This is a genomic window from Caballeronia jiangsuensis (assembly GCF_046030135.1).
GTDB classification, from domain to species: Bacteria; Pseudomonadota; Gammaproteobacteria; order Burkholderiales; family Burkholderiaceae; genus Caballeronia; species Caballeronia jiangsuensis.
This window is the reverse complement of record NZ_JAQQDB010000001.1, coordinates 169,816-191,437: the sequence shown is the minus strand read 5'-3', so window position 1 is coordinate 191,437 and position 21,622 is coordinate 169,816. Positions and strand designations below refer to the sequence as shown.

At 58.1% G+C, this 21,622-nt stretch carries 19 protein-coding genes; 15 read left to right on the top strand and 4 right to left on the bottom strand.

Annotated elements, in window-relative coordinates; all coding sequences use genetic code 11:
• Positions 1 to 88 precede the first annotated feature (88 nt).
• The 4 genes from imuA (at position 89) to PQR08_RS00825 (ending at position 5,873) form a co-directional block, all read left to right on the top strand.
• Positions 89 to 802 (top strand): translesion DNA synthesis-associated protein ImuA, encoded by a 714-nt coding sequence (gene imuA, locus PQR08_RS00840; RefSeq protein ID WP_250486844.1) that lies wholly within the window; start codon positions 89 to 91, stop codon positions 800 to 802.
• A complete protein-coding gene (locus PQR08_RS00835) occupies positions 726 to 2,189 on the top strand; it encodes a Y-family DNA polymerase (RefSeq protein WP_250486845.1) in 1,464 nt (487 codons plus the stop codon). Before imuA ends, PQR08_RS00835 begins: the two co-directional genes overlap by 77 nt.
• A gap of 12 nt (positions 2,190 to 2,201) precedes the next feature.
• A complete protein-coding gene (locus PQR08_RS00830) occupies positions 2,202 to 5,351 on the top strand; it encodes an error-prone DNA polymerase (protein WP_408160980.1) in 3,150 nt (1,049 codons plus the stop codon).
• Between the two features lie 264 nt (positions 5,352 to 5,615).
• Positions 5,616 to 5,873 (top strand): hypothetical protein, encoded by a 258-nt coding sequence (locus PQR08_RS00825; RefSeq protein WP_145944619.1) that lies wholly within the window; start codon positions 5,616 to 5,618, stop codon positions 5,871 to 5,873.
• 394 nt (positions 5,874 to 6,267) lie between these two features.
• Here PQR08_RS00825 and PQR08_RS00820 read toward each other — a convergent pair whose 3' ends face one another.
• A complete protein-coding gene (locus PQR08_RS00820) occupies positions 6,268 to 6,738 on the bottom strand; it encodes a GNAT family N-acetyltransferase (protein WP_250486847.1) in 471 nt (156 codons plus the stop codon).
• A 636-nt stretch (positions 6,739 to 7,374) separates the two neighbouring features.
• On the opposite strand from PQR08_RS00820, the gene PQR08_RS00815 reads away from it, so the two are divergent.
• The 3 genes from PQR08_RS00815 to PQR08_RS00805 all read left to right on the top strand — a co-directional run bounded on the left by PQR08_RS00815 (position 7,375) and on the right by PQR08_RS00805 (position 8,353).
• The gene (locus PQR08_RS00815) at positions 7,375 to 7,566 is read left to right on the top strand and encodes a hypothetical protein (RefSeq protein WP_238294231.1); all 192 of its coding nucleotides are present in this window, start codon (positions 7,375 to 7,377) and stop codon (positions 7,564 to 7,566) included.
• Positions 7,567 to 7,799: 233 nt separating this feature from the next.
• Positions 7,800 to 8,021, top strand: coding sequence for a hypothetical protein (locus PQR08_RS00810; RefSeq protein ID WP_062254605.1), 222 nt, complete (start codon positions 7,800 to 7,802; stop codon positions 8,019 to 8,021).
• A gap of 122 nt (positions 8,022 to 8,143) precedes the next feature.
• Positions 8,144 to 8,353 carry a dodecin gene (locus PQR08_RS00805; protein ID WP_250486848.1) on the top strand — a complete coding sequence of 70 codons (210 nt, stop codon included), beginning with the start codon at positions 8,144 to 8,146 and terminating at the stop codon, positions 8,351 to 8,353.
• A 39-nt stretch (positions 8,354 to 8,392) separates the two neighbouring features.
• On the opposite strand, the gene ligD is transcribed toward PQR08_RS00805, so the two are convergent.
• The gene (gene ligD / locus PQR08_RS00800; RefSeq protein ID WP_250486849.1) at positions 8,393 to 10,912 is read right to left on the bottom strand and encodes a DNA ligase D; all 2,520 of its coding nucleotides are present in this window, start codon (positions 10,910 to 10,912) and stop codon (positions 8,393 to 8,395) included.
• Between the two features lie 268 nt (positions 10,913 to 11,180).
• Here ligD and ku point away from each other — a divergent pair, with 268 nt between their 5' ends.
• The 5 genes from ku (at position 11,181) to PQR08_RS00775 (ending at position 15,818) form a co-directional block, all read left to right on the top strand.
• Positions 11,181 to 12,098, top strand: coding sequence for a non-homologous end joining protein Ku (gene ku, locus PQR08_RS00795; protein ID WP_162070264.1), 918 nt, complete (start codon positions 11,181 to 11,183; stop codon positions 12,096 to 12,098).
• Positions 12,095 to 12,937, top strand: a complete 843-nt coding sequence (locus PQR08_RS00790) for a tetratricopeptide repeat protein (RefSeq protein ID WP_250486850.1) — start codon at positions 12,095 to 12,097, stop codon at positions 12,935 to 12,937. Before ku ends, PQR08_RS00790 begins: the two co-directional genes overlap by 4 nt.
• Before the next feature lie 1,035 nt (positions 12,938 to 13,972).
• Positions 13,973 to 14,344, top strand: coding sequence for a hypothetical protein (locus PQR08_RS00785; protein ID WP_075644451.1), 372 nt, complete (start codon positions 13,973 to 13,975; stop codon positions 14,342 to 14,344).
• A gap of 300 nt (positions 14,345 to 14,644) precedes the next feature.
• Entirely contained in the window at positions 14,645 to 14,992 is a 348-nt protein-coding gene (locus PQR08_RS00780; protein ID WP_250486851.1) for an H-NS histone family protein, read from the top strand.
• 262 nt (positions 14,993 to 15,254) lie between these two features.
• Positions 15,255 to 15,818 carry a sugar O-acetyltransferase gene (locus tag PQR08_RS00775; protein ID WP_062254591.1) on the top strand — a complete coding sequence of 188 codons (564 nt, stop codon included), beginning with the start codon at positions 15,255 to 15,257 and terminating at the stop codon, positions 15,816 to 15,818.
• 84 nt (positions 15,819 to 15,902) lie between these two features.
• Here PQR08_RS00775 and PQR08_RS00770 read toward each other — a convergent pair whose 3' ends face one another.
• Together PQR08_RS00770 and PQR08_RS00765 are read right to left on the bottom strand one after the other, a co-directional pair.
• Positions 15,903 to 16,517 (bottom strand): class I SAM-dependent methyltransferase, encoded by a 615-nt coding sequence (locus PQR08_RS00770; RefSeq protein ID WP_250486852.1) that lies wholly within the window; start codon positions 16,515 to 16,517, stop codon positions 15,903 to 15,905.
• 170 nt (positions 16,518 to 16,687) lie between these two features.
• Positions 16,688 to 17,581 (bottom strand): LysR family transcriptional regulator, encoded by an 894-nt coding sequence (locus PQR08_RS00765; protein ID WP_408160979.1) that lies wholly within the window; start codon positions 17,579 to 17,581, stop codon positions 16,688 to 16,690.
• Between the two features lie 105 nt (positions 17,582 to 17,686).
• Between PQR08_RS00765 and mdlC the strand changes: the two genes are divergently transcribed.
• The 3 genes from mdlC to PQR08_RS00750 are packed head-to-tail and all read left to right on the top strand — an operon-like array spanning position 17,687 to position 21,548.
• Positions 17,687 to 19,264, top strand: a complete 1,578-nt coding sequence (mdlC, locus tag PQR08_RS00760) for a benzoylformate decarboxylase (RefSeq protein ID WP_250486854.1) — start codon at positions 17,687 to 17,689, stop codon at positions 19,262 to 19,264.
• Between the two features lie 19 nt (positions 19,265 to 19,283).
• Complete coding sequence (locus PQR08_RS00755) at positions 19,284 to 20,456, top strand: alpha-hydroxy-acid oxidizing protein (protein WP_250486855.1); 1,173 nt, start codon at positions 19,284 to 19,286, stop codon at positions 20,454 to 20,456.
• A 12-nt stretch (positions 20,457 to 20,468) separates the two neighbouring features.
• A complete protein-coding gene (locus PQR08_RS00750) occupies positions 20,469 to 21,548 on the top strand; it encodes an enolase C-terminal domain-like protein (RefSeq protein WP_250486856.1) in 1,080 nt (359 codons plus the stop codon).
• The last annotated feature ends 74 nt before the right edge of the window (positions 21,549 to 21,622 follow it).

Below are 21,622 nucleotides of genomic sequence, written 5' to 3'. Positions count from 1 at the left end.
CGCGTCTGCTCTGACGACCAAAAAGGGGCAATTCACTGCTTCGGATTTTGAGTTACGATACTGTATAAATATACAGTGCTTTCGCGAAATGGCTGCCTTGCCCCAACACATCGAGTCGATTCATCCGAGCCTCTGGCGCGGGTCTCAGCTCGCCCGTGCGTACGGCAAGACGGTCGATACGGGGTATGCGGCTTTAAGCGCCGAGCTGCCTGGCGGCGGCTGGCCACTTGGAGCGTTGGTGGAGTTGCTCGTCCAGCAGCCAGGGATAGGCGAGATGCGGTTGTTGAGGCCAGCGCTCTCCGAATTGAGCGCACGACCAGTGGTGCTTTTGCAGGCACCGCACGTTCCTAACGCGTTGGCGTTCTCGTTTCTCGGGCTGCCAATGAACAGGTTGATGAGACTGCGAGCGCCGAAGACTGCGGACGCGCTCTGGTGCGCCGAGCGCGTGCTTCAGGCCAAAACCTGCGGCGCCCTCGTGTTCTGGCAGCAGCACATCCGGGCTGAGGCACTGAGACGGCTTCACCTTGCGGCGCAGGCAACGGAAACCTTGCTGGTGCTAATCCGACCACTGGCCAGCGCCCAAGACGCATCGCCGGCGACGCTCCGGCTGGGAGTCAGACCGGCTGACGGCGGCCTCGTCGTCGATGTTGTAAAGCGACGAGGCCCGACACGAACCGAAACATTGTCCGTCGCCCTGCAACCGTCACCGATTCTGCTCAGCCCTTATGGCCGTGTTCGTCGCCATCTTCCTGCCCCGGCTTTCGCTGGAAGTGTTCCGTCCGCGGTGGTCACCGCCGACTGAGCACGGGTGCGTCGTGCTGGAGCGCGACAAGGTGATTGTGATGGACTCAGCAGCGCGAGAAGCTGGGGTGCTCCCAGGAATGAAGCGAGGCGGAGTGACCACGCTCTCGCCTGACGCGGCGGTCTACGACAGAAGTGTAGAACGCGAGCGGGAGATGCAGCGCGAAGTCGCTTTCGGCTTATTGCGCTTCTCGCCGCAGGTTGCCGTTTGCGACGAAGAAACTATCGTAGTCGACGTGACGGCGAGCCTGCGTCTGTTTGGCGGCATCCGCAGTATCTGTTCGCAGCTGCGAAACGTCGTCAAGTCGATAGGCGTGACGGCTCGCATGAGCGTTGCACCAACAGGACAAGGTGCATGGCTGCTTGCAAAGCGTGGCCGATGCCGCGTGCTCAAGATGCGCACGCTCGAACGAAATCTCGATGCGCTTCCTTTCATGGTCGTGCAAGAGGTCCGCGCGTTTGCGGATTGGTTTCAAGGTCTCGGTTGCCGAGCATTGAGTGACATCCGGCGCCTTCCGCGCGCAGGGCTAAAGAAGAGGTGCGGTGTGGATTTGCTTGATTCTCTCGACCGCGCCTACGGTCTTTCGCCAGAGCTGTATCAGTGGCTCGATGTGCCTCCAACCTTCAGCGCCCGAACCGAACTGCCCGACCGCGTCGAACACGCCGAAGCCGTGCTTTTCTCCGCGCGACGTCTCATCGTGCAGCTTTGTGGCTGGTTGAGCGCGCAGCAACTCGCGCTGACACACGCCACTGTATCCCTCGAGCACGAACGCGGCCGACAAGCCGTTGAGCCCACCACTCTTGAAATCGCTCTTGCTGAGCCGACCTGGCATGAAGAGCATCTCGTGCGCTTGCTCAAGGAGCGGCTCGGACGCACTGAACTGCCGGCTGCTGTGCTTGCCGTTCGACTGACGGCCTCCAAAGTAGAGCCGGCCGAGCCGCCGAGCGACTCACTGTTTCCTGACCCAGGCGGGTCTTCCGAAGACCACAACCGCCTCATCGAACTCCTCGTTGCAAGACTCGGTGCCGAGAACGTGTTGCGGCCGGCGCCGACTTCTGACCATAGGCCCGAACACGCGAATCGATGGGTGCCGGTTCAGGACGAGACGAAGCCGACCGTCCCGCCGGTAGGACTGCCGCGGCCGACCTGGTTGCTCGACGAACCGGTTCGCCTCATGGTGAAGAATCATCGACCGTTCTACGGTTCACCGCTCAAGCTTGTTTCCACAGGCGAGCGCATTGAAGCAGGATGGCACGACCGCGAACTGGTTACCCGCGACTATTACGTCGCCGAAGCGGCCGACAAGAGTTGCTACTGGATTTACCGCGAGCGACCAAGCGTGACGTCGGACGAAACGCGCTGGTTCCTCCACGGTCTGTTTGGGTAAGCAGGTGTCGTCGTGGACTTCCCATCGTTGGCGTTGCCTGACTACGCGGAGCTATTCGCGTTCACTAATTTTTCCTTTCTCCGTGGTGCGTCCCATGGCGAGGAACTGGTGTTGCGTGCTTCGCAGCTTGGCTACTCCGGGCTCGCCGTCACCGATGAGTGTTCGCTCGCCGGCGTAGTCCGTGCTCATGTCCAGGCGAAGGAGGAAAAGCTTCCGCTCGTCATCGGGTCATTCTTTCAGCTTGTGAACGCAGACAAGAGTCCAGCGTTCGGTCTCATCCTGCTTGCCCAGAATCGCAACGGCTACGGCAATCTTTCCGAGCTCATCACGTTAGGGCGCATGCGCGCAGCCAAGGGCGAGTACCTTCTGACGCCGCATGACATCTCAAGGCCCGAGAGAGAATATGCGCACTTGAGAGGCATGCCGGACTGCCTCGCTATCCTGGTGCCCGACTTCCCTGCAAAAGAAGACGCGCTCGCTGTGCAACTCGAGTGGATGAACGACGTTTTTGCTGAACGCGCCTGGGTAGGGCTCACGCTTCACCAGCGCGCGATGGACGACATTCATCGCGGTGCCGTTGAGTTCGTGGCGGACCAATACCGGGTGCCCGTCGTAGCGACAGGAAACGTCGTCATGCACGTTCGCTCAAGGAAGCCACTGCAGGATACGATGACGGCAATCCGAATGGGGAAGCCCGTCGCAGATTGCGGCTACGACCTTGCGCCGAACGCCGAGGGCCACCTGCGGTCGCGACTGCGTCTGGCGAACCTCTATCCACCGCATACCCTGTCGGAGACGCTCAACATCCTTGAGCGATGCAACTTTTCCCTGGACGAACTTCGATACGAGTATCCGAATGAGCTCGTGCCAGAAGGCTTCACGCATGAAGCTTACCTACGGCAGGAAACCTATATCGGTGCACATCGTCGATTTCCGGCTGGCATTCCGCACGCGGTTCAAGAGCAAATCGAGCATGAGCTACAGCTTATTCGGGAGCTCCAGTATGAGGCCTACTTCCTGACGGTCTACGACATTGTCCGTTTTGCGCGTAGTCAGCACATCCTGTGTCAAGGCCGCGGGTCAGCTGCGAATAGTGCGGTCTGTTATTGCCTTGGCGTAACCGAGGTCGACCCGTCGCGCGGCAACATGCTGTTCGAGCGATTTATCTCGAAAGAGCGCGGTGAACCGCCGGACATCGACGTGGATTTCGAGCATCAGCGGCGTGAAGAGGTCATCCAGTACATCTATCGGAAGTACGGGCGGGACCGAGCGGCGATTGCAGCAGCTGTTTCGACGTATCGTCCGCGCGGCGCGCTTCGCGAAACTGGCAAGGCGCTCGGCATCGACCCGCAAATCGTCGATAAAGTCGCCAAGTCACATCAGTGGTTCGACCATTCGCAGGACCTGCTTCGACGGTTCGCGGAGTCTGGCTTGGACCCCGAGAATCCGCTCATCGGTTTGTGGGCGTCGTTAGCAGCGCAAATCCTCAATTTTCCGCGCCACCTGTCGCAACACTCTGGTGGCTTCGTCATCAGTCGCGGAAAGCTCACGCGTCTTGTACCCGTCGAGAATGCGGCGATGGCGGACAGGTCGGCGATTCAATGGGACAAGGATGACCTGGAGGCACTTGGTCTTCTGAAGATTGACGTGCTCGCGCTGGGCATGCTGTCAGCGATTCGCCGCACCCTTGACATCATCTCAGAGCAACGCGGCGAACGCTTCGAGATGCAGGACATCCCGTCTGAGGACGACGCCACATACGAGATGATTTCTCGCGCAGACACGATGGGCGTTTTCCAGATTGAGTCGCGCGCGCAGATGAGCATGCTCCCCCGCATGAAGCCACGGGAGTTCTACGACCTCGTCATCGAAGTGGCCATCGTGAGACCAGGCCCAATCCAGGGCGGCGCAGTGCATCCATATTTGCGACGCCGCCAAGGAATCGAACCTGTCACATACCCAAGCGACGCGTTAAAGGTCGCCCTCGGTCGAACACTCGGAGTGCCCATCTTTCAAGAGCAGGTCATGCAAGTCGCCATCCTGGCTGCTGGCTTTACTCCGGGCGAAGCGGACCAACTGCGCCGAGCGATGGCAGCGTGGAAACGCAAGGGTGGCCTCGACCGCTACTACGACCGCATCGTCAACGGCATGATGGACCGAGGGTACGAGCGCGATTTTGCTGAGTCAATCTTTCAGCAGATTCATGGCTTCGGTGAGTATGGCTTCCCTGAGAGTCATGCAGCGTCTTTCGCGTTGCTCGTCTATGCGAGCAGTTGGTTGAAATGCCACGAGCCGGAGGCATTTCTCGCCGCGATGCTGAACAGCATGCCGCTTGGTTTTTACTCGGCTTCGCAGCTCATCCAGGATGCGCAACGACACGGTGTAAAGGTCCTTCCGGCAGACGTCACAATTTGCGGCTGGGACTCATTTCTCGAGTGCCAAGATGCCCGAGCGAAGCCAGCAGTTAGACTCGGTCTGTCTCTGCTAAAGGGAATGAAGGATGGCGCCGCCGAACGCATCGAAGCCGCAAGAGCAGTTCAGGTGTTCTCAAGCGTCAGTGATTTGGCAAAACGCGCTCAACTGGACAGGAAAGACCTCCAGGTTCTTGCGGCCGCGAATGCGCTTTCATCACTGGCCGGCAATCGCCGCGAAGCGCTCTGGCAGTCGGTCGCCGCTGTGCCAGACCGCGACCTTCTCTTCGATGCGCGCGTAGATGATGGAACGCCCGCGCTCGGCGCACCGTCCGAAGCGGAAGACATCATTGCTGACTTCAACTCCATGAGTCTTACGCTCGGCCGCCACCCGCTTTCGCTCTTGCGGCCAATCCTTCTTGAGCAACGTCTTATGCCTGCGTCAACGCTTATGACCTATCCGAATGGCAGGCTCGCTCGCGGATGCGGACTCGTGACTGTGCGTCAACGGCCAGGTACTGCAAAGGGCGTTATGTTCGTGACTATCGAAGACGAGACAGGAAATGTGAACGTAATCGTTTGGCCTTCACTTCTTGAGAAGTTTCGGCGTGAAGCGCTTGGTGCGGCGCTACTTGCGGTGTACGGGACGTGGCAGTGCGAAGGCGAAGTACGAAATCTAGTTGCGCAGAGACTCGTCGACATGTCTCACTTGCTCGGCGGGCTCACTACGGTGAGCCGCAATTTCTGCTGATACATATTGGCGTAATCAAGCGGTTTATGGCAACTGGGCAACGCCCGACTGCGCCCAGCTGCGCCTCTTCCTAAATTTTTGAGCTGCCGAGCAAGATTGTGCTAGCAAGCTCCCGCGCGCGCTAAGTGCGCCGGCGCAATCGACGAAAGTCGGTCAAACTTGCTTTGTATATCTCAGACATCACCTTGCTGCGGAAAGTCATCAGCTTTACCTTTTGGCATGGGAAAATAGCACTACTGGTGGGATGGAGAAGGCGGGGTTAACATGTTGACGAATGAGGGCGCTGATGACGCCGAAATCATCATTCGACCTGCCGCGGGTGGGGTCTGGCGTGTAGAGGTTCCTCGTAAAGGCGGCGTCTTTGTCAGGGAAGCAAACGACCAGGACGAAGCGTTGTCGCTTGCACGACAATTAAGCCCGAAGGCTCAAATTCGTCTCCTGCCTGCGGAAGAGTCCTCAGAAACGCTGCATGATGAGTTGCCCCTCCCGAACAAGCGACGAGGAACTGATGATTTTGCCTAGAAGAACCGCATGAAAGGTTTTCTATGGCATCAGGCTCGCATCATGCTGAATGTGGTTAGCTCTCATTCTCGAAGGCTGACCATGAAAATAACTATTACAGCCCACACTGCCGCGGAGAGTGGGGACAAAGAGTCGCACCGTTTCCACTTTCTCGTAGAGGACGACGGTACCGAGGCTCGAACGGACTCCATCACTCTGCGCACTGCTCGCGTGTTCGTCCGCGAACTAGCCAACCACACGGGGCTGGACGCGATGATGCGGAGAATTGTCGCGACATCAGAGAGTGAATACGGAACCCTGATTGGCGCTCGCTTCGAAGGCCGTTAGCCGACTCTTGCCGGTTCGCTTGGTCGAGGACCTGTGCTTGAAACTGCTGCACGGGATGCTAGCGCGGCTACACCACGTTTTTCCCCAGAAAAAGGCGCTGTTCCAGGCGGAGGTCCGCGCTGGTGGAAATCGCCGGCTCGAATCCCGTGCGCCAGAAGAACCGCTTTCCCGACTGGTTCGTTCTCGACATTTCGACCATGAGAGTATGGTAGCCGGCTTTTGCGGCATTCGACTCCAGTCCCGCCAACACAGCTCTTCCGATGCCAGCGTTTGGCATTCGACTATATATGCAGACGAGCTCAGCGACATCGAAATCGAGGCGCCTGTACGCCCCACAACCAATAGCCTCACCCTTCACGGTTCGAGCAATAAGGAAACGCCCTCGGGCGGAGCTTATTTCACTTTGCGAGAAGCGTGACTTTGCGCTGGCGCCCAAATAGAGGGCTTGCATTGCCGCCATCTCGTCGAGTAGCACACGCCCGTCGTAGGACCATATGCCTTCTCGTTGAACGAGCACAGTTAGGGAAGCAGATGTCATGCGAATGTCCAGTGGCGGTTGTTCCCGTCAATCAGCAAGAAGAGAGCCACAGACACCTGTCAGTGGGAGATTCTAGGTTTCTCTTTTTCGGACGGCACCTGACGTGGCTCCGAGTGCAATGCCAGCACAAGTGCCGAATCCAAGGATTTGCTTTTTAGACTTTCGGTCAAATACACCGGCCTTGGTCGGAAAGTATGGAAATGATTTTTAAAACTCGTGTGGGCGAGGGTTTGCGTGCAACAATGAACACACGGAGCCGGCATCCAGGTCGAGAGCGTAGAAATCGTGCGAACACTAAGGGCGCGCACGACGTTGCAAGTCATTCGCACTAGCGATATCGGCGGCTGGCGTATCAAATCTCCTCGCAATGCCCGGGGGCATCGGCTGCCGTCACTAGCCCGAAACTTATCGCGTTGAAACGTGCCCGGCGGCTACAGTCTTCCGAACATACTCGCGTCCGTCTGGTAGCGCAGTAAGTCAGGTGAGCAGCGACAGGGGCTATGGCGCTTTTCCAAGGAAGATGCGACTACGGGCCTGGGCCGCGAAAGAAATTCCGTCCTTCCATCCGAATAGGCCGAATCACTGGCAGACCCGTCGAACATCGCGACGGCGTAGGGCGCTTTTTGAGGGCGCACAATGGCCACAAAAAATCAGCAAGTCTTCCCGTGCGTCGTTGTCCGCAAAGAGAGCGACGGCGTCTGGAGCATCGCGTTGCCTCACGCCGAACGGCCAGCCGACCATTTCATCACCTTCGCGAAGGATGAGGAAGAGGCCGTATGGCTCGCGGCCCGGCTGCGCCAAGGGATGGAAGTACAACTCGTTGATTAAGACGCGTTTCGCCTCGGCGGGACGTGTTGCATGCTACTCGTCGTGGCGCGCTTGTGCCCTCTTTTGACACTCGATACCACGCCATCTGCTACTGCAAACTCGAGGACCAGGCGGTGCCGCGGCCGCTTCGATAGGAACGTCAGTGGCCACTCTGCAAGAATCTGAATCCAACCCCCGCAGCAAAGGTACGGTAGTTGCTGTCCAGCGTTCGTCATCTACTCAAGGAGCAAACTATGGCTGGCGATACTGCATACAAACCAGGCGAGCGCGTGAAAGTATCCGGTATCTATTCTGTCGTCCATGACGATGGCAAAGATACGTTCGAGGTGACCTGCGTAGAGGGCGAACACTTCCCACCGACCCGCAGCGGCAAGGGAGCGCATTTCGAGTTGAAGTACGCCGCGACTCACTCGCACAAGCACGACGAGCTGAAGGGCACGGAAGCTCGCAGCTAGCTCGACAAAGGGCTTCGGCGCCTCTCCGTTTGACCGCATGCAGTGACGGTCCAAGGCCCAGTTCTATATCGAAGTCAGCACAACCACCAACTGTTAAGGCACGTAGTGTCTTGGGAGCACGTATGTCTGGCCATGTTTACAAACTTATCGAAATCACTGGCTCCTCACCCGAGTCATCCGATAAAGCAGTCGAGGTTGCGCTTCAGAAAGCATCGGAGACCGTGAAGAACATCGAGTGGTTTCAGGTGACGGAAACCCGAGGTCATATGGAAGGCGGCAGGATTGCACATTGGCAGGTAACCCTGAAAGCAGGGTTTCGCGTGGACGACTGAAGTGCCGTTGTAGATTTGAAGCGACCAGCTGAATCAAGTCTACGGCAGTCGCTTCATCGCTCGGGTCAGCAACTGTTTTGTCGACCAGTATTCGGCCCATGGGTCGCCAGATTGGAAGCTCAGATACTCGCGTGCCGTTTGCACAGTCCACTGAGCGCCGCTCTTGAGGTCAGCAAGTTGTTCCCAAGCAACTGGCATCGAGACCCCCATACCTGGTCGAGCGCGAGCAGAGAAGGCTGCAGCAGTTGTCTGCCCCTTCCCGTTGCGCAAGTAGTCGACATAGATTCTTCCAAGCCGATTCGACGGTCCAGAAATCGCAGAGAAGCGTTTGGGAATCGTCTTCGCGAGATGCACAACGAATGTCTTTGAGAATGCCTTGACTGTCGTATAGTCCAACCGCGCAGCAAGCGGCACGACCACATGTAGGCCCTTACCGCCGCTTGTTTTCAACCACGCGCGCAAGCCCAACTCCGACAGCAGCAAGCGGACAAGTTGAGCGGCTTCCTGGACGTGACTCCATTTAACGCCTTCGCCAGGGTCGAGGTCGAAGATGACCCGGTCGGGCGCATCAAGGCGTCGGACTACCGAGTTCCATGTATGAAATTCGATGGTATTCATCTGCGCGGCGGACAGCAGCGCGTCGACAGTATCGACCGTCAGCAATGGCGGATGCTTTGGCCACAATTCTCGGTCGTGCGCCTTAAGCCCAGGCATCGCGGTGCGTTCAGCGTGCTTCTGGAAGAACAGATTGCCGGCGACACCATCAGGCGCGCGCACGAGGGCAACGGGCCTGTCTTTCAGGTGGGGCAATATCCGCTCTGCGACGCTGGCGTAGAACCGAACAAGGTCAGCCTTCGTGACCGACGCTGACGCGTCAATCACGCGCTCAGGGTGCGTTATCTTCAGTTGAGGAAAAGGCTCAGAGGCCTGCGTCGTTCCGCCTTCTCGGACTACGCCACGAGCGTCCTTATCGAGACGCAAGCCTATGAACGACGCTTGACGAATCACTTCATCGGCGGTCCACTCAGTGAACTCGACCTCCGCGACTAGGATAGGCTTTACCCATCTCTCACTCCCCGCTGCGCGCTTTGACCATCGACCCGGTTTCTTGAGGGGCGTGTTAAAGGGTGTTGCGTCGACTTCGAGCGGCGTAAGTTGCTTCCAGAGGTCGCGCGCAGTCTTCGAATCCCAACCAGTTCCGACACTCCCTGCGTCATGAAGCTTGCTTCCCACGTAATAGCCGAGCAGCAAGCTGCCGACCTCTCCGTCGTCGCCGCCACGCGCCGTCATGCCACAGATAACGAGTTCCTGTCTCAGCCGAGCTTTCGCTTTCAGCCAAGTTTGCGTACGCCCCGACTCATAGACTGCATTGCGCCGCTTGAGCATCAGTCCTTCCAAACCAAGGCCTGTCGCAGCTTCGAATATCTGCGCTGGCGGAGCGTCAAAGTCCTGGCTGTACAGCAGCCGCTCTCCTGCGTTTTCAACAATCGGTGCAAGCAACGCACGCCTTGACCACAGCGGCACTTTTCGCAGGTCTTTGCCGTCGAGAAACATCACGTCGAAAAGAAAGTAGAGGATGTCCTTGTTCGATTGCCCATCAACCGCGTTCTGGAGAGCGGAGAAACTCGGGATACCGTTTTTCAACACGACGATTTCGCCATCCATCCATGCGCTGGATAGCTGTAATTCTTTGAGTTCGGCTACGAGCAGCGGGAATCGAGTCGTCCAATCATGACCGTTGCGGGTAAGGAGCTTCACTCTCTTCTTGTCGACTCGCGCTAACAGGCGGTACCCATCGAGCTTGGACTCCACTATCCACTCGCCGCCTGCTGGCAGTGAGGGCGCGAGCGTCGCAAGTTGCGGTTCAAGCTTAGCCGGCAGTGACGCCGTCACTGCAGCTGAGAGGTCAATCTCCGGAGCTTCGGCGCGCGGACTTCGGGGAGTGCGCGGTTCGCGTTCTTCGACAGGTCCAAGGGGATTCGCGATGACGCTGTCGGGGAGTGCCTTGATGACGTCGTATTCGGCGAGCGGACGCGCCCACGCATCGCGTTTCTTGAACATCATCCACTGGTCGGCCTTGTCTCCAGGCTTTGATATCCGTACCAGCTCCCACAAACCGGCGAGCTTTTCACCGTGCAGGCGAAAAATCAATTTTCCTGCTTCCATACCCTTGTCAGCATCTCCGACCGGCTCCCACGTTCCACGGTCCCACACAATGACGGTCCCTGCGCCATATTGCTTGGGAGGGATAGTGCCCTCGAAGCTAGCGTAATCGACGGGATGGTCCTCGACGTGCACTGCCATCTGCTTCTTGGCCGGGTCATAGCACGGCCCTTTGGGAACAGCCCATGAGAGCAGCACGCCGTTGTGTTCGAGCCGGAAGTCATAGTGGAGGCGACTGGCCCAATGCTTTTGCACAACAAAGCTGCAGCCATGGGGTGGCGTTCGGTTTGCCGTACTCGCATTCGATGGGGACGGCTCAGGCGTGGCGGCAAAGTCGCGCTTATTCCGATAGCGCTCGAGTGGCGTAGCCGCTGCATTTTTGCGGGATGAAACCATCGCGGTTTCCCTCGTTTCGATGGGCTGATTACTGCAAATCGCGTGCCGCCAAAGCGACGCGTCGAGCGGCTGACCGCGCTTTGGGGTATGTCGCCGCCATTCCGTCTACGATACTGACGTCAAGTTAACCAAAACCCATGGCTCGGTGCGCGGACGTGGCCCGGCACGTGTAGTGCTATTCTGACCATCCCGCCGCCCGCAAGTCGCGGTCGACGATTCGCTCATGTGGTTACGTCAGGCGAATAATGCCGCCGTCTAGGAGAAGCCCATGGTCGCCCGTTCGATTGCGTCGCTCTCTCTTTCTTTCGGTCTGGTCTCGATTCCGGTCCGACTCTACTCAGCGACGGAGAGCTCATCCGAAGTGCGGTTCAACATGCTTGCGCCAGACGGCTCGCGTGTGAAGCAACAATACGTTTCCGAGAGCACGGGCAAAGTGGTCGAGCGAAGCTCGATGCAGAAGGGGTACCAATTCGAGAAAGACCGATACGTCGTCTTCACCGGTGATGAACTCAAGGCGCTGGAGGAAGGCGCGAGCCACGTTGTAGAAATCGTGTCGTTCGTTCCTGAAAAGTCCGTCGACCCACTCTTCTACGACAAGGCGTACTTCATCGCTCCCGACAAGCGCGGTGGCAAGCCATACAGCCTTCTACAGGAGGCGCTTTCCCGAACTGGCCGCTGCGCGTTGGCGAAGTGGGCGTACAAGGGAAAGACTCGCATTGTCCAAGTTCGTCCGACCCCGGACGGCATGGTCTTCCAGCAGCTTCTGTTTGCAGACGAAGTCCGCTCTCTTAGAGACCTCGATATCGAACATGCCGCGGTGTCTGAATCGGAACTGAAGCTTGCAGTCCAAATCATCGAGCAGGGTGCCGAGGACAACTACGACGCATCAGCGTATGAAGACGAAGAGAAAAAGCGCGTCCTGGCTGCCATCGACCGCAAAATTGAAGGCAAACAAATTGTTGCGCCCGAGGCTGGCGAAGCTGCGCCAACTGGCGAAGTGATTGACTTGATGGAAGCGCTGCGCGCTAGTCTCGCGAAGAGCGGCGAGAAGGCGAAGCCGGCAGACAAGCGGAAGACCGCGTCGAAAGCGGCGGAGGAGCCGGTCGTTCCAAAAACTCGCAAACCCGCCGCTCGAGCGCCAAAGGTTGCCGTCGAAACTCCGGCGAAGGTGCGCGCCCGAAAGTGAGCAAGCGCGACGTATCGCACTACGTGTCACTCGCCAAACTTCAATCGATGCTTGGCGTGTCGCGCGGCGTCGTCGATGGCCTCATCGGGTTAGGTCTCGTGACGCCTACACGAGGACCGCGCAACGCCATGCGCTTCACGTTCCAGGATGTCGTCCTTTTGCGCACGGCATTGCAGTTGCGGACGGCGAAGACCACGCCGCGTAAGCTGCGAGAGGCGCTCGCTCGACTCAAGCGCGACCTTCCTGACGAGCTTCCGTTGTCAGGCATCCGCATCGCTGCCGAGGGAGACGCGATTGTAGTCAAGACAGGACCGTCGCGCTGGGACGCGGTGACAGGTCAGATGCTGCTCGACTTCGAAGTGGCCACGGTCGGAGGCGACGTCGTGCTCTTCGACGCGACGCCTGAGCGCAAGAGCACAGCAGCTGCGCAGGCACAGGAACGATACGAATTGGCTGAACAGTTGCTGCCGGCTGACCCAGGCGCTGCTGAGCGGAACTACAGGCGCGCCATCGAGCTGTCTCCCGAGCCCTTTTACGCTGCGTACGTCGACCTCGGCGCCTTGTTGTGCGAGGACGAACATCAATGCGGTGAGGCGCTGCGCGTGTTCGACGAAGCGCTAGAGCATTTTCCAGACGATGCAGTGCTGCACTTCAATCGAGCGGTGGCGCTCGACACGATGGGGCGACTTGATGAGGCCAGGACGAGCTATGAGCAGTGCCTGGCGCTAAATCCGGACTACGCCGACGCCCATCACAATCTCGCCATCTTGTTAGACAAGGGCGGCGACCGCCGCGGTTTAATCAGACATTTGAACGCCTATCGACGATTGAGCAATTAAGGTCGGTCGTGGGTGTCTCCTCGTCAATCGGGTATCGGCGAGGTCGGCTACGAGAACTTCGACGCACCGTCATTCGCGCAATTTCAATCTCTGCATCCAGAAACCGACCCGCGTCGTATTTGCATACACAGTGACCCACAAATTGATGAGCGGGTCACGTTCGCCAACTCGATTTGTCCGACAAATCGAACGCGGATGACTCAACATCTGATGCTGTGCATCGGGAGATTCGAAATGGTCAAGTTTATGAAGTATGTCCGAGTGAGCTGTTTGTCGGCTTCTCTCCTTTTTGTATTGCATTCATCGCCCGTTCTGGCGGGTGGCAACGGGAACGGAGGAAACGGCAGCGGCGGGTCCCATGGCGCAGCGACGTCTGGGATGACTTTTCACAGTGAGCCGGTTTCGAGCCCATGGAACCGGGTTCCAGGTGATTTAACTCGAACTACCGACGCATCGGCCACGTCCCTTCAACAAACGACGTCAGACGACAAGGGCATGTCGCGTAAGGCCTCGAACTGACAATGCGAGTCTCGCCGCGGTGACAAAATCTGGGAGCGCGGCGTTGTGATTGTTCATGATGGGCTTCGACGTGCATCCCGCTGGATAGCGGAAAATAGGGCGCGACGAATTTCTCGTGGACAAGCTGAGCGCGTCTCGGCGGAAGGCTCACAAGGACCTGTTTAAAATTGAGTGTTGAGCAGTCCCGTCCGACTACGAAACGAATGTCCGCAACGCCATTCTGGCCAATGTCAAACTTGGGTCGTAGCGGTCTCTAAGGGCATCGACAAGGGCAGCTGCGAACTACCTAGCATCGTACGCTGCCCCGGTTACCTCCCCGGTATAAGCTTGATACAAGGGGTGTTTGTTGCCGTGGACGCACCGGCGTCGTGGCGGCTATTAGCTGGGGTGCGCATGACGCACCGGCCGCCCGGCCTCCCCTGGCGTTGGGGCATGAGAACGGGAGTCAACGGGACTGTTCCGACATATCAACGAGATGTTGAGCCTGAACCAGCAACTTCTTGCGCTGAGTATCCAATGCCGTCCAAGGTCAGAAGCTCGTTGCTCTGGATTCTCGAACCTCTCGAGGATGACGAGACGTATTTCCGAAAGCAAATGTTCGGCTGTGACGCGGCATATGTCGATGGGTTACTATGCCTGGTCGTTGCTGACCGGGATGAACCTTGGAACGGTTTGCTGGTATGTACATCCCAGGAACGACATGCAACCTTAATACGGGAAATTCCGGCACTGCGGCCACATCAGGTCCTCGGGAAATGGCTTTGCGTAAAGCAAAACGACCCGGCGTTTGAGGACGCCGCCCGCCGTGTCACATCGCTCGTTCTTTCGCGTGATTCGCGCATAGGCGTTGAATCGAAGCCCCGGCGGCGGGCATCAAAGTTCCGATAAGCGTCGACGCAGATTTGAATCTGAGACGTACGCTCTTAAACGATGAGGCCGCTTCCGCTGTCGTCACGTGGTTGTTTGTCCTGTCTTTCAGCATATGCCGCAGGCATCGAGTGTCGCGGCTGTGAGCCTGGTCCTTGGCAAACACCGTAACTGACCGTTTGAACGAGAGGTTTCGCGTATTGATGTGATTTGGTACGCAACCTTACACCGCCTAAAGGGACCACGAAGCATGGCGGTCTATAATCTCCAATCCCACTAATTGGTCTCGTTTCAATCGAAATCCGACAGTTCTCCGAACCCATGGCATATCAAAGTTCTGAAATCGCACAGCTTCGTGCCCAGCAGGAAGCATTAGACAAACAATTGGCTGAATTAAAAGAGCGCGAGACGCGCCAAGCGTTGAATGAAATCGTGGCAAAGATGCGCGAGTACGGCATCTCCATCAACGAACTGATGGGCCGCAAGGCGAACTCTCTGTCTGATGAGCATTCAGCTAAGTATCGAGACCCGGTGACCGGGTCAACTTGGAGCGGACGGGGGCGCGCACCCGGCTGGCTTGCTGGCAAGGACCGTAACGAGTTCCTGGTCGATACGCAGGCAGCCACTCGAGCCAAAGTTCAAGCGGCGTTGTTTGCTCGGGAACGGTGAGTAATCGTCGCTTGCAAACCCTTGGTAAGGGTTTATACTGGGTTCGTCTCCTCCATGTCTCAACCGACTTGGACTCAAGCCTGCGGTCACGCAGGCTTTTTCTTTTTCGATGTCGTTTTTCGAGGCCCTGACTTTGACGTCAGCGTTGCGCTTCACTCCGTCACGCAGGTTTCAATTTCGCCGTCAGGTTCGAAGCGTCTCGTTGGAGTTATGCTACCTGACGACGCGGTCGCCAACGGCCAGCCTTGAATGCGAGGTACATATGGTCCGAACAGAGAAAGAGAAGATGCTGGCAGGCGAGTTGTACACGGCCAGCTCTCCAGAGATACAGGCTGACCAGGCTGAGGCCCGAGCGTGGTTGCAGCGGTTCAACGCAAACATCGACATGCCGCTTGCCGAGCGATACCAGCTGTTGAAAGACCGCTTCGCCAATGTCGGAGCGGACTCGATGGTCCGCCCGCCGTTTTTCTGTGACTACGGCTACAACATCACGCTGGGGGCTGGTGTATTTCTGAACTATGGCTGCACAATTCTTGATGTCGTGGCAGTGGAAATCGGCGACATGACGCAGATTGCTACCGGTGTGCAAATTCTGACCGCTGACCATCCGCGCGACCCAGCGGTCCGAGCAGGTGGCTTGGAATTCGGTCGTCCCATTCGGATTGGACGGAACGTTTGGATAGGCGCAGGCGCCATCATTCTTCCGGGAGTCACCATCGGTGACGACGCCTTGATTGGGGCCGGCAGCATCGTTACTCGCGACGTTCCGGCAGGGATGACGGCGGTAGGTAATCCGGCTCGAATTCGTACGGGCGAAACACGATAAATCGTGAGTTGACGACAGAAAGACAAGCAGTGACCCGCCATCGAATTCGCGTTTGTTCGTTGAGCTCCTGTACCGGAGCGGGCTTCAGTTTCGTCTGAATGCGAGACGCGTCCAGGTGACACCTTGGTTTCGATTCGACTCTTGAATGGAACCGGTCGTGTCGCTGTGCACACAACGTAGGCCGCAAACTGCAGCTAGCTGCACGGTTTCCTCGTGAGCTACCTCGAACATTCGACGTCCGGTGGGGGCCGGGCCGTGCCGTATCGTCATCAGGACATGTCCTCCGTGAAGTAAAAGTGAGCTCAGGTGGCGCATTGCGCGCACACGCTCTGACGCGTCGATGTGCATCCAGACGGCGGTCAGCATGGCCACGTCGAATGCGAGGTTCATCGAGCGCACAACGTTGAGGTCCGGAAGACTGTCGTCGACCCACTCGATTCGGCTCGACCTATGGCGCGTCGACCCGAAATTGCGAAGCGCATCTACGGGCTCAACCGCAACAATGCTGTGGCCCATTTCGGCCAGCGCTGACGCGTCCCTTCCGCTGCCGGCTCCGACGTCGAGAATAAGCGAGGGCACTTCTGGAAGGAGGTGTGCCACGTCGCCATGAAGGTCGGAGAATGGAGTTCTTTCCCAGCGCTCAATCATTTGAGCGGCGTATTCAGCGTAGCCTTCAGTACCTAAGACATTGCTCGACATATCAGTTCCGGCTCTTAAGAGTAGCCCGCCGCGCCCGTTCGACTTCTGTAGGCTCAGGGGTACTTCGTTGACGAGACAGTCGTCGGCGTCGCGTGTGGGACTGCAATGACCCTCCTTCGTGGCGGTTTGCTCCTGAATACGGCTTGTTGTTCAGGTGGGCTTCCCCTGGTTCACACGTCACTCAATGCACCCCTTACGGTGTCGCAGAACCACTGCTGAGCGCCCGAGTCCTCGGCGTGCGGGTACCAGTACAAGTTCACCTCGAAGGGCTGTATTTGGAACGGAAGCGGTAGGACCTTCACGCGTCCTTCGCTTGCGAATGCTCTGGCGACTCGCGTTGGCAGCGCGAGCACCAGGTCCGTCGTTGCAATCGAGGAAAAGAGGCTGGTGAAGTGGGGAACCCGGAGGACAATCCTTCGTTTGAGTCCCATCTCGCTGAGCACATCTTCGACGAGATGATGGCCCGTGAAAGGTGCCACCACAACGTGATTTGCCGCCACGAACTGCTCTAAGGTCAGGGTATCGCCGATGCTCGGATGCGATGCGCTCAACAGGCAAGAATAGCTTTCTTTGAACAGAGTCGCTTTTCTCGCCTCGCCGCCAACAAACTGCAGGTTTCCTATTACAGCGTCTACATATCCGGTCTGCAGCCACTCAGCAACAAGGTTACTGTCAATCTGTACGATTTCAAGCCCGATGAAAGGCGCGATGGCCTGAAACTCGCGAACGAGGATGGGCAGGAAATACAGCTCGCCCAGGTCGGAGAGTGCCAGTCTGAAGGTGCGTTCCGACCTCGACGGGTCGAACTGTCGCGTTGCTGAGATGGCCGATTCAATGCTGTTCAGTGCGGCTTTAAACGAGCTGAACAGCTGCGTCGCGTTGAATGTTGGGACCATGCCGTCCCGGCTACGGGTGAATAGCGGGTCGTGAAGGAGGTCCCGCAGTCGATTCAACGAGTAACTGACTGACGGCTGCGTAATGCTCAGACGTTTCGCTGCGCCGCTAACGCTCTGTGTCTCATAGATTGCGACGAACGTCCGAATTAGGTTCAAGTCAATGCTCATAGTTACGACCTATATAGATGCTATCTATTTTAAGAACAAAAAAGAGATGATTGGTCTTATTCCGTCTGCGCCCATAGCATAGGTGCATCGAACGGAACTAACGCCATGAAGACCATTCACCAAGCCTGCTACGAAATCCTCCGCAACCAAGGCCTGACCACCTTTTTCGGGAATCCCGGCTCGAATGAGCTGCCGTTTCTCAAGGATTTCCCGAGCGACTTCAACTACATTCTCGGCTTGCACGAGGGTGCAGTCGTCGGGATGGCGGACGGATACGCGCAGGCGACCGGACGACCGACGTTGGTCAACCTGCATTCGGCCGCGGGGACCGGTAACGCAATGGGCGCGCTCGCCAATGCCTGGAATTCGCACACACCGCTCGTCGTGACGGCAGGTCAGCAAGTTCGCGCCATGGTCGGCGTGGAAGCCCTCCTGGCGAACGTAGATGCCGCGTCGCTGCCGCGGCCGCTCGTCAAGTGGAGTTCGGAGCCGTCCTGCGCTCAAGAGGTGCCGCTGGCGCTGAGCCGCGCGATTCACACGGCCGGCACCGGCGCAAAGGGGCCGGTCTACCTGTCGGTCCCTTACGACGACTGGGAACAAGAGGCGGCTCCGGGCGTCGACTACCTCGCGACGCGTCGCGTCGAGATGGCAGGTGTTCCTACGCCCGCAACTATTCAAAACCTGGCACAGCAGCTTGAGGAGGCGAAGAACCCAGCGATGATTGTCGGGCCGGACGTCGACGCCGCTGAAGCCAATGGCCTCGCGGTGGCGCTCGCTGAGAAACTCGCCATGCACGTGTGGATGGCCCCCTCGGCGCCACGCTGTTCTTTCCCGACGACCCACGCTTGCTTCCGTGGCTTAATGCCGGCAGGAATCGCGAGTATCAGTCGACTGCTCGAAGGTCACGACCTGGTGCTCGTGGTCGGGGCGCCCGTGTTCCGCTATCACCAGTACGAGCCTGGAGAGTTTCTGCCCCAGAACACGCGCCTCATCGCAATCACATGTGACATCAACGAGGCAACGCGTGCTCCTATGGGCGATGCCATCATCGCGGAAATCGCACCGACCCTTGAAGCGCTGAACAACGCGGTCACGAAGACGTCTCGCCCGATGCCTGCAGCTGTTCGCCGGCCGGAACCGGCGCCTGCCGAAGCAGGGCGTTTGGCTCCGGAGCGGGTGTTCGACATCATCGACGAAATAGCGCCGCGCGACGCAATCTACGTGAACGAGTCGACGTCGACCACGAACATCCTCTGGCAGCGCCTGCGCATGACGGAACAAGGCAGCTACTACTTCGCCGCTGCAGGCGGTCTTGGCTTCGCTCTCCCGGCAGCGGTCGGTATCCAGTTGGCAAAGCCCGAGCGTCGCGTGATTGGCGTGATTGGCGATGGCTCTGCAAACTATGGCATCCAGGCTCTGTGGACGGCTGCCCAATACAACATCCCGACTATCTTCCTCATCATGAAGAACGGCACCTACGGAGCGTTGCGCTGGTTCGCTGGCGTGCTGCAGGCCGAGAACGTACCGGGGCTGGACGTGCCTGGACTGGACTTCTGCGCGCTCGCACGTGGCTACGGCGTTGAGGCGCTCCACGCAGATTCGGCTGAGTCGCTCACTTCTGCCCTTCGACAAGCACTTGCCTCAAACAAGCCTGTGCTTATCGAGGTTGAGACTCGTGCTTAAGGCGCAGAGGTAGCCTGTCATGAAAAAGCTAGTGAATGTGGCAGATTTTCGCGCGAGCGCCAAGGCCCGCCTCCCCAGGATGGTGTTCGACTACCTCGAAGGAGGAGCCGAAGACGAAATTGGTCTTCGTCACAACCGAGATGCTTTCGAGACAATCAAGTTTCAGCCGCGCCGTCTTGTTGACGTCAGTACCCGCAACACGCAGGTGAACATCCTCGGTAAGGCGGCGAGCGCGCCGCTTGCTATTGCACCGACTGGCTTGAACGGGATTTTTTGGCCGCAGGGGGACCTCGCGCTCGCGCGCGCTGCTGGCAAGTTCGGCATTCCGTTTGCGTTGTCGACCGCATCGACGGCTTCAATCGAAGAAGTGGCTAAGGCAGCGACCGGCGAAATCTGGTTCCAGTTGTATGTAGTTCACAGGAAGCTCGCCGAGTTGCTCGTCAAGCGCGCGCTGAATGCGGGTTACACGACGCTCATTCTGACCACCGACGTTGGGGTGAACGGCAAACGCGAGCGCGACATGAGGAACGGCTTCGGGATGCCCATGAAGTATTCAGCGAAGACCATCCTTGACGGCGTGCTTCATCCGCGTTGGTCGCTGGACCTCGTTAGACACGGCATGCCGCAACTGGCGAACTTTGCAAGCCAGGATGTGCAGGACACTGAGCTGCAAGCAGCGCTGATGAGCCGGCAGATGGACGCGAGTTTTGCGTGGAATGACCTGAAGTGGCTCCGCGACCTATGGCCTCACAAGTTGCTGATTAAGGGCATCAGCCGTGCTGATGACGCGCGCCGCTGCATCGAGCTCGGGGCAGACGGTGTGATTCTGTCCAATCACGGCGGCCGACAACTGGATAGCGCCATCGCACCAGTTGAAGTGCTGCAGGAAACCGCGAAGGCCATTTCCGCTCCAGTTTTCATTGATAGCGGCATTCGTCGGGGTTCGGATGTGGTGAAGGCAGTTGCGTTGGGTGCAGATGCCGTTCTTCTTGGACGTGCAACGCTGTACGGGCTTGCAGCGAGTGGAGAAGCCGGCGTGGACGCAGTCCTCTCGCTCCTCAAGGTCGAAATCGACACGACGCTGGCGCAAGTCGGCTGCCCATCGGCAAGCCAGTTGAACTCTGATTTCTTATGGAACGGCGGTCAGTGCAAAGTCGGTGACTTCAGCACCGCTGATTCCATCTCTGCTTAGAAGGTTGTCGTCATGGAAGATATTCAAATCACTGGCCTGCGTGCGCGCGCTGTCAACGTGCCGCTTCAATACCCGGTCAAGACGGCAGTCGGCACTGTCGCTACGTCCCCGCTGGTACTGATTGACCTGCTCACGAACGCGAACGTCACCGGACACGCGTACGTGTTCACATACACCCCTCTTGCACTGAAGCCTACGCTTCAGATGGTCGACGAGTTGGAGACGCTGATTAAGGGCATGCCGCTGTCACCTCATGACATCGACCGTGCCTTCAATGCTCGCTTCCGCCTCATCGGCAACACGGGCATCGTGCGTATTGCCACCGCAGGCATCGACATGGCCGTGTGGGACGCGAAGGCCAAGGCCCACCGCTTGCCACTCGTGGAATTGCTCGGCGGTAAAGCACGGCCGCTGCCTTCATACGACAGCCACAGCATGGACGACCTGGAACTGGGCACAAGGCGCGCCCGTGACGCCGTGGAAGCTGGCTTCAAGGCGGTCAAGACCAAAATCGGATACGCGACGCTCGAATACGACTTGAAAGTCGTGCGCGCGCTGAAGGCGGTTACAGGTGAAGCCGCGCAGTTGATGGTCGACTACAACCAGGGCCTGTCGGTACCGGAGGCGAAGCGTCGTGGCCGAGCCTTGGAAGCTGAAAGCATATCTTGGATTGAAGAGCCGACGCTGCAGCAAGATTATGCAGGCCACGCGTCAATCCGCGAGGCGCTGAATATTCCGATTCAAATGGGTGAGAACTGGTTCGGCCCTGACGAGATGCAAAAAGCCGTTGACAGTGGCGCATGCGACTTCTGCATGCCGGACCTCATGAAAATCGGAGGCGTGACTGGCTGGGTGAAGGCGAGTGCCATCGCCGAGCAGCATGGCTTGCCGATGTCGAGCCACATCTTCCAGGAATTTAGCGCGCACGTTCTCGCGGTGAGCCCAACCGCCCATCTGCTCGAAAAGATGGACATGGCGGGGCCCGTTCTCCAGCCGGACCTTCATTTCAAAGATGGCGAGGCCCACTTTGGCAACGAGGCCGGCGCTGGAATCCGCTGGAACGAGGACGCCGTAAGTCGTTTCCTAGTTTAAAAAGAGCACCACCTTGTCGGACTAGCATAAATTTTAACCTATTCGTTGTACTAATCATAAGCCGCTAAGAACTA

Excerpts from the sequence above, each read along its gene's own strand:
- PQR08_RS00770 (WP_250486852.1), bottom strand. The coding sequence starts at position 16,517 with ATGTCGAGCAATGTCTTAGGTACTGAAGGCTACGCTGAATACGCCGCT.
- PQR08_RS00785 (WP_075644451.1), top strand. The coding sequence starts at position 13,973 with ATGCCGTCCAAGGTCAGAAGCTCGTTGCTCTGGATTCTCGAACCTCTC.
- imuA (WP_250486844.1), top strand. The coding sequence starts at position 89 with ATGGCTGCCTTGCCCCAACACATCGAGTCGATTCATCCGAGCCTCTGG.
- PQR08_RS00780 (WP_250486851.1), top strand. The coding sequence starts at position 14,645 with ATGGCATATCAAAGTTCTGAAATCGCACAGCTTCGTGCCCAGCAGGAA.
- PQR08_RS00825 (WP_145944619.1), top strand. The coding sequence starts at position 5,616 with ATGTTGACGAATGAGGGCGCTGATGACGCCGAAATCATCATTCGACCT.
- PQR08_RS00820 (WP_250486847.1), bottom strand. The coding sequence starts at position 6,738 with ATGACATCTGCTTCCCTAACTGTGCTCGTTCAACGAGAAGGCATATGG.
- PQR08_RS00815 (WP_238294231.1), top strand. The coding sequence starts at position 7,375 with ATGGCCACAAAAAATCAGCAAGTCTTCCCGTGCGTCGTTGTCCGCAAA.
- PQR08_RS00805 (WP_250486848.1), top strand. The coding sequence starts at position 8,144 with ATGTCTGGCCATGTTTACAAACTTATCGAAATCACTGGCTCCTCACCC.
- PQR08_RS00755 (WP_250486855.1), top strand. The coding sequence starts at position 19,284 with ATGAAAAAGCTAGTGAATGTGGCAGATTTTCGCGCGAGCGCCAAGGCC.
- PQR08_RS00750 (WP_250486856.1), top strand. The coding sequence starts at position 20,469 with ATGGAAGATATTCAAATCACTGGCCTGCGTGCGCGCGCTGTCAACGTG.
- mdlC (WP_250486854.1), top strand. The coding sequence starts at position 17,687 with ATGAAGACCATTCACCAAGCCTGCTACGAAATCCTCCGCAACCAAGGC.
- PQR08_RS00775 (WP_062254591.1), top strand. The coding sequence starts at position 15,255 with ATGGTCCGAACAGAGAAAGAGAAGATGCTGGCAGGCGAGTTGTACACG.
- PQR08_RS00835 (WP_250486845.1), top strand. The coding sequence starts at position 726 with ATGGCCGTGTTCGTCGCCATCTTCCTGCCCCGGCTTTCGCTGGAAGTG.
- ligD (WP_250486849.1), bottom strand. The coding sequence starts at position 10,912 with ATGGTTTCATCCCGCAAAAATGCAGCGGCTACGCCACTCGAGCGCTAT.
- PQR08_RS00765 (WP_408160979.1), bottom strand. The coding sequence starts at position 17,581 with ATGAGCATTGACTTGAACCTAATTCGGACGTTCGTCGCAATCTATGAG.
- ku (WP_162070264.1), top strand. The coding sequence starts at position 11,181 with ATGGTCGCCCGTTCGATTGCGTCGCTCTCTCTTTCTTTCGGTCTGGTC.
- PQR08_RS00810 (WP_062254605.1), top strand. The coding sequence starts at position 7,800 with ATGGCTGGCGATACTGCATACAAACCAGGCGAGCGCGTGAAAGTATCC.